Below are 4,817 nucleotides of genomic sequence, written 5' to 3' on the forward strand. Positions count from 1 at the left end.
TGGTGCCAAGGCGTGAGAAACCGATCAAGACCGATACCGACTTCCGCGCCGCACTCGCCGAAATCGAAGGTCTGTGGGATGCGGAACCCGACACTTCCGAAGGTGATCGCCTCGATCTCGTAATGACGCTGGTCGAAGCGTACGAACGGCGGCACCACCCGATGCCGCCTGCCGATCCTATCGCTGCTATCGAATTCATGATGGAACAGCGTGGCATGACGCGCGCCGATCTGGAACCGATCATCGGCTCCAGCGGTCGCGTGTCCGAAGTCCTCAACCGTCGCCGGGCCTTGTCTCTGTCAATGATCCGCCGTCTGTCTGAGGAGCTCCGCATTCCACCGGAGATCTTGATTCAACCCTACGAGCTGATGCGGGCCGCTTAATTCTGGCGTCTTAGCACTGTCGGGAAAAGGAGCGAAGTCATGGAGAGCTTGAAGCGATCGACCGAGCCATCCGGCTTGGCGGCATCGAGGCCGAGGAGAGGTTTCCGGAGAGCGGCCTAGCTTTTTTCGGCTGCCAACGTGTGCGCCACCAGCGCATTGGCGTGGCCGTGGCCCATCCCGTGATCGTTCTTCAGCATGGTGACCAATTCCATGTGCTTTGCGGGCAGGTGCTTACGAATGAGCTCCTGCCAATCTGCAATAGGTTTCCCGTACTTCTTTTCGATGGACGGGAAGTAGGAGGCGGGTCCCTTGATCGGTTCATCAGCCATGTTTGGTCATGCTCCACACCGCATAACCGCCAGCATAATCATCTGCGGATTTCGGCTCAACAATCGGTTGACGCGCTAACGTGGGAGTTTCACGAAGTCGATGAAGGCCCGCAGTGCTGCTGGCATATGGGGCCTCCTGGGATAGTAGAGATGAAAACCCGAGAATGGTTTGCACCATTCATCCAGGACCCGCACCAGTTCACCGCGGGCCAAGCTCGCCGCCACGAAGCTCTCGGGTTGGAAAGCGAGACCGAGGCCCTGCAAGGCGGCTTCGAGGAGCAAATCCGTGTCGTTCACGGTTAGGATGTTCTCGACGGTGATGTCCATCGCGCCATCGGGTCCCTCGAAGTGCCAGCGGTACAAGGCGCCGGTGTCCTGCCAGCGGTAGGTCAGGCAGACATGATCCTGAAGGTCGCCAGGAACCTTGGGCGGAGGATGGGCGGCGAAGTATGCGGGCGAGCCGACCACGGCCATGCGGAGATCCGCGGTCAGTCTTACGGCGGTCATGTCCTGGTGGACGAGAGTGCCTGAGCGAATGCCCGCATCGAAGCCCTTGGCCACGACGTCGGTCATGGCGTCATCGATGACGAGATCGAGCCGAACGCCGGGATGGGCGGTTCGGAAAGCCGCCAGCTTCGGCATTACGACCAGGCGGGCGGCGATCCGCGGCGTGTTCAGACGCACAGTGCCGCTGGGCTGCGTTTGAAACGCGCCAACGTCCCGAACGGCACCATCCATTTCGGCGATGGCCGGTCGCAGCCGGTCGAAAAGAGCCTGACCAGCCACCGTTGGCGCGACGCTGCGCGTTGTCCGGTTCAGGAGCCGGGTGCCCAGGCGCTGCTCGAGGGATCGAATGCTGTGGCTCAGCGCGGAGGGCGACATGGCGAGCCGCTGAGCAGCCCGCCGGAAGCTCCGTTCCTCCGCAACGGCGAGGAAACCCATGAGTTCTGCAAAATCCGACCCGCGCATATTGATGCATCCCGTGCAGTAGAATGTGCCGATTATGGCGGATTATCGCCATCAATCAACTGTGCGACCTATGCATCGGCAAAGCGATGGGATCCTCCCGGTCGCGCGAGAGCACAAGGTGATCCGAATGGCAGGGACGATGCGGCGCTGGGAGATGGACGCGATCGGTCGCGATCGGCTCGAACTGCGGGAACAACCGATACCCTCGCCAGGCCCGCGCGAGGTGCTGGTGAAGGTGGCCGCGGTTTCGCTGAACCACCGTGACAAGATGGTTGCAGAGACGGGACGAGGACTCCCGATCACCTTCCCCTTCACGCCCGGATCCGACCTTTCCGGCGCTGTGGTCGAAGTCGGCGATGGCGTCACCCGCTTCGCTGTCGGTCACCGCGTCATCTCGACCTTCACGCCGGACTGGATCGACGGCACCCGCCCCGGAAACGCCCGCACGCCAGCGTACCGGACCCTGGGCGGATTTTATCCCGGCGTCTTGGCGGAATATGTCGTCCTGCCTGAGGAGTGGCTCGTTCGGGCGCCGCTCACGCTGTCGGACGCGGAGGCGAGCACGCTGCCTTGCGCAGGGCTGACGGCCTGGTTCGCGCTCGTGGAGCGGGCTGGCATACGCGCCGGACAGACCGTCATGATACCGAGTACGGGAGGCGTCGCCCTGTTCGGCCTGCTGATCGCCAAGGCACACGGCGCCGAGGTCATCGTCTCCGGCGATCCCGACAACCGTCAGCGCGCCTTGTCCCTGGGGGCCGACCATTACATCGATCGCCATCGCGAGGATTGGCTTGATGCCATCTACGGGGTGACGGGCGACCGTGGTGTCGACCACGTCCTGGACGTGATCGGAGGAGCGCATCTCGGCAAGTCGGTGCAAGTGGCTGCCGTTGGTGCCCACATCTGCCAGATCGGCGCCTTGGAGGGGTTCGACATCTCCGCTCCGGCGATGCCCTTGATGATGAAGGACGTCACCATTCACGGCATTGGAACCGGCAGCCGACAGGGGCTGGAGAACCTTGTCCGGGCTGTTGATCGCACGGAGTTGAAGCCCGTCATCGGCTCGCGCTACGCGCTGGCCGATCTGCCCGCGGCCTTCGAGAACCTCGACCGCGGGCCTTTCGGCAAGATCGTCATCGAGATCGCGTGATGCCTGGATGTTGCCTCTCGCCGAGCCGCAAAGCTCATCCACCGGCGCGGTCTATGCAGGCAGAGCATCCTGCGTTCTCTGGTGGCGGTTCACCGCGGCCGACCCGCTGGATGACCTCTCGTCCTTATGGGAGACCGCCGCCGCCAGCGGAGCCGTAGACGTGCCCGGTGGCGAAGCTGCCGTCGTCTGCGGCAAGCTGCACGTAGATTCCAGCGAGTTCCACCGGTTGTCCGGCCCGGCCCATCGGCGTCTCCTCGCCGAAGTGCATCAGCTTCTCCTGGGTCGCCCCGCCGCTGACCTGCAAGGGCGTCCAGATCGGCCCCGGAGCCACGCCGTTGACGCGGATGCCCTTGGGCGCCAACTGCTTGGCGAGCGACCGGACGTAGTTCGAGGTCGCCGCCTTGGTCATGGCGTATTGGTAGAACTCGCCCGACGGGTCGGCGGCCTGCTTGGAGGTCGTACCGATGATGACCGAACCGGGCTTCAGATGCGGCAACGCCGCCTTGATGATCCAGAACGGCGCGTAGATGTTCGTCTTCATCGTCGCGTCAAACTCCTCGCTGGTCAGGTCGAGGATCGACGCGCGGGTCTGCTGGCGCGCGGCGTTGCTGACCAGGCTGTCGAGCCTGCCGAGACCGGCGACCGCGTCGGCGACCAACGTCCGGCAGAACGCCTCGTCGCGCAGGTCGCCCGGCAGGGCGATGCCCTTGCGCCCCCCCGCTTCGATGAGCGCGATGACGTCGCGTGCATCGGGCTCCTCGGTCGGGAAGTAGTTGATGGCGACATCGGCGCCTTCCCGTGCGTAGGCGATGGCGGCCGACCACCTTCCGACTCCGATGATGGCCGACTATTACGGCCAGCGGGCCTCAGCCGGTCTCATCGTCAGCGAGGCGATCGGCATCTCGAGCAGGGCCTCGGCTGGCCCTACGCCACCGGCATCTGGTCCGCCGAACAGATCGTGGGTTGGCGCCGGGTGACAGACGAGGTGCACGAGGCCGGCGGCCGGATCGTCGCCCAGCTGTGGCATATGGGCCGCGTCGTCCATCTAAGTTTCCTGGGCGGTGCACAGCCGGTCTCGTCCTCGGTGACGACCGCGCCGGGGCATGCGCACACCTACCAGGGAAAGCAGCCCTATACGGCGTCCCGCGCGCTGCGGGTCGACGAGATACCTAGCATTCTGGCCGACTCGCCGCGGCCGCCCGGAACGTCAGGGAGGCCGGGTTCGACGGGGTGCAGATCCACGGCTCGAACGGCTGCCTAATCGACCAGTTCCTGCGGGATAGCAGCAACTTCCGGGACGACGCCTACGGAGGTTCGATCCTCAACCGCATCCGCCTTCTGCGTGAAGTGACCCAGGCTGTTGCCGATGCTGTCAACGCCGACAGGACGGGCGTCCGCCTGTCGCCGAACGGCGAGACCCAGGGCGTGCGCGACAGCGATCCGCCGCCGCTGTTCACTGCCGCGTCGGAGGCGCTGTCGTCCATCGGCATCGCCCACCTCGAGCTTCGGGAGCCACCGCTCGACGGAACGTTCGGCATCGGCTACCTCGGCCCGCTGGCGTCCCAGATCCACCCAGCCTTCAAGGGGCCGCCCCTGCTGAACTCGGACTTCGACGTCACGCGGGCGCGGGCCGAACTCGACGCCGGAACGGGCGACCCCGAGACCTTCGGCCGCCCGTTCATCGCGAACCCGGATTTCCCGCAGCGCGTCGCCGAGGGACTGCCGTTGACTCCCGACGATCAACGGGCTTGGTTCACCCAGGGAGACGAGGGTTACATGGATTATCCGCGCGCGTATGTTCTCCGCTGGTCGTACCGGAGCGTTGAGCCATAGGCCAGCATCTGGTGTAGCTGTGCTCGGTCGGCTGACAAGCCCTGGAATTGTCTCTTGCAGGGTTCGCCTATCCCCGAAGAGAGCTGCCGTACCGTCAACGCGAGTAGCGAAAGCTCGCGCGGACCTCCTCGGCGAACAGTTCCGGCGGCACCG

Annotated in this window: 7 protein-coding genes and 1 pseudogene; 4 read left to right on the forward strand and 4 right to left on the reverse strand. The window is 64.7% G+C overall.

From position 1 onward, the window contains the following. The coding region (locus tag EJ913_RS31120; RefSeq protein WP_425321138.1) for a helix-turn-helix domain-containing protein at window positions 1-383 on the forward strand (383 nt) is incomplete at its 5' end. Window positions 384-499: 116 nt separating this feature from the next. Here the strand turns inward: EJ913_RS31120 and EJ913_RS31125 are convergent. Together EJ913_RS31125 and EJ913_RS31130 are read right to left on the reverse strand one after the other, a co-directional pair. Continuing rightward, window positions 500-712: a DUF4287 domain-containing protein gene (locus EJ913_RS31125; RefSeq protein WP_127005210.1), complete on the reverse strand. Its 213-nt coding sequence runs from the start codon at window positions 710-712 to the stop codon at window positions 500-502. A gap of 75 nt (window positions 713-787) precedes the next feature. Continuing rightward, window positions 788-1,681: a LysR family transcriptional regulator gene (locus EJ913_RS31130; protein WP_127005211.1), complete on the reverse strand. Its 894-nt coding sequence runs from the start codon at window positions 1,679-1,681 to the stop codon at window positions 788-790. Between the two features lie 127 nt (window positions 1,682-1,808). On the opposite strand from EJ913_RS31130, the gene EJ913_RS31135 reads away from it, so the two are divergent. Continuing rightward, window positions 1,809-2,831, forward strand: coding sequence for a zinc-dependent alcohol dehydrogenase family protein (locus EJ913_RS31135; protein ID WP_127005212.1), 1,023 nt, complete (start codon window positions 1,809-1,811; stop codon window positions 2,829-2,831). A 124-nt stretch (window positions 2,832-2,955) separates the two neighbouring features. Here the strand turns inward: EJ913_RS31135 and EJ913_RS31140 are convergent, their stop codons facing one another. Then, window positions 2,956-3,672: an SDR family oxidoreductase gene (locus EJ913_RS31140; protein WP_127005213.1), complete on the reverse strand. Its 717-nt coding sequence runs from the start codon at window positions 3,670-3,672 to the stop codon at window positions 2,956-2,958. Between the two features lie 9 nt (window positions 3,673-3,681). After that, window positions 3,682-3,876: a hypothetical protein gene (locus tag EJ913_RS32265; RefSeq protein ID WP_211099088.1), complete on the reverse strand. Its 195-nt coding sequence runs from the start codon at window positions 3,874-3,876 to the stop codon at window positions 3,682-3,684. On the opposite strand from EJ913_RS32265, the gene EJ913_RS33345 reads away from it, so the two are divergent. Further along, a complete protein-coding gene (locus EJ913_RS33345) occupies window positions 3,790-4,092 on the forward strand; it encodes a beta/alpha barrel domain-containing protein (RefSeq protein ID WP_425321139.1) in 303 nt (100 codons plus the stop codon). The two genes, EJ913_RS32265 and EJ913_RS33345, sit on opposite strands and share 87 nt — an antisense overlap. Continuing rightward, window positions 4,035-4,664 (forward strand): annotated as a pseudogene (locus EJ913_RS32270) (oxidoreductase); the annotation flags it as partial. The gene EJ913_RS33345 and the pseudogene EJ913_RS32270, both read left to right, overlap by 58 nt. Window positions 4,665-4,817: the final 153 nt, after the last annotated feature.

This window comes from Azospirillum doebereinerae, from assembly GCF_003989665.1.
Taxonomy (GTDB): Bacteria; Pseudomonadota; Alphaproteobacteria; order Azospirillales; family Azospirillaceae; genus Azospirillum; species Azospirillum doebereinerae.

What these genes read in the sequence shown, in the direction of transcription:
- EJ913_RS31125 (WP_127005210.1), bottom strand. Translation starts at nt 712, where the DNA reads ATGGCTGATGAACCGATCAAGGGACCCGCCTCCTACTTCCCGTCCATC.
- EJ913_RS31130 (WP_127005211.1), bottom strand. Translation starts at nt 1,681, where the DNA reads ATGCGCGGGTCGGATTTTGCAGAACTCATGGGTTTCCTCGCCGTTGCG.
- EJ913_RS31135 (WP_127005212.1), top strand. Translation starts at nt 1,809, where the DNA reads ATGGCAGGGACGATGCGGCGCTGGGAGATGGACGCGATCGGTCGCGAT.
- EJ913_RS32265 (WP_211099088.1), bottom strand. Translation starts at nt 3,876, where the DNA reads ATGGACGACGCGGCCCATATGCCACAGCTGGGCGACGATCCGGCCGCC.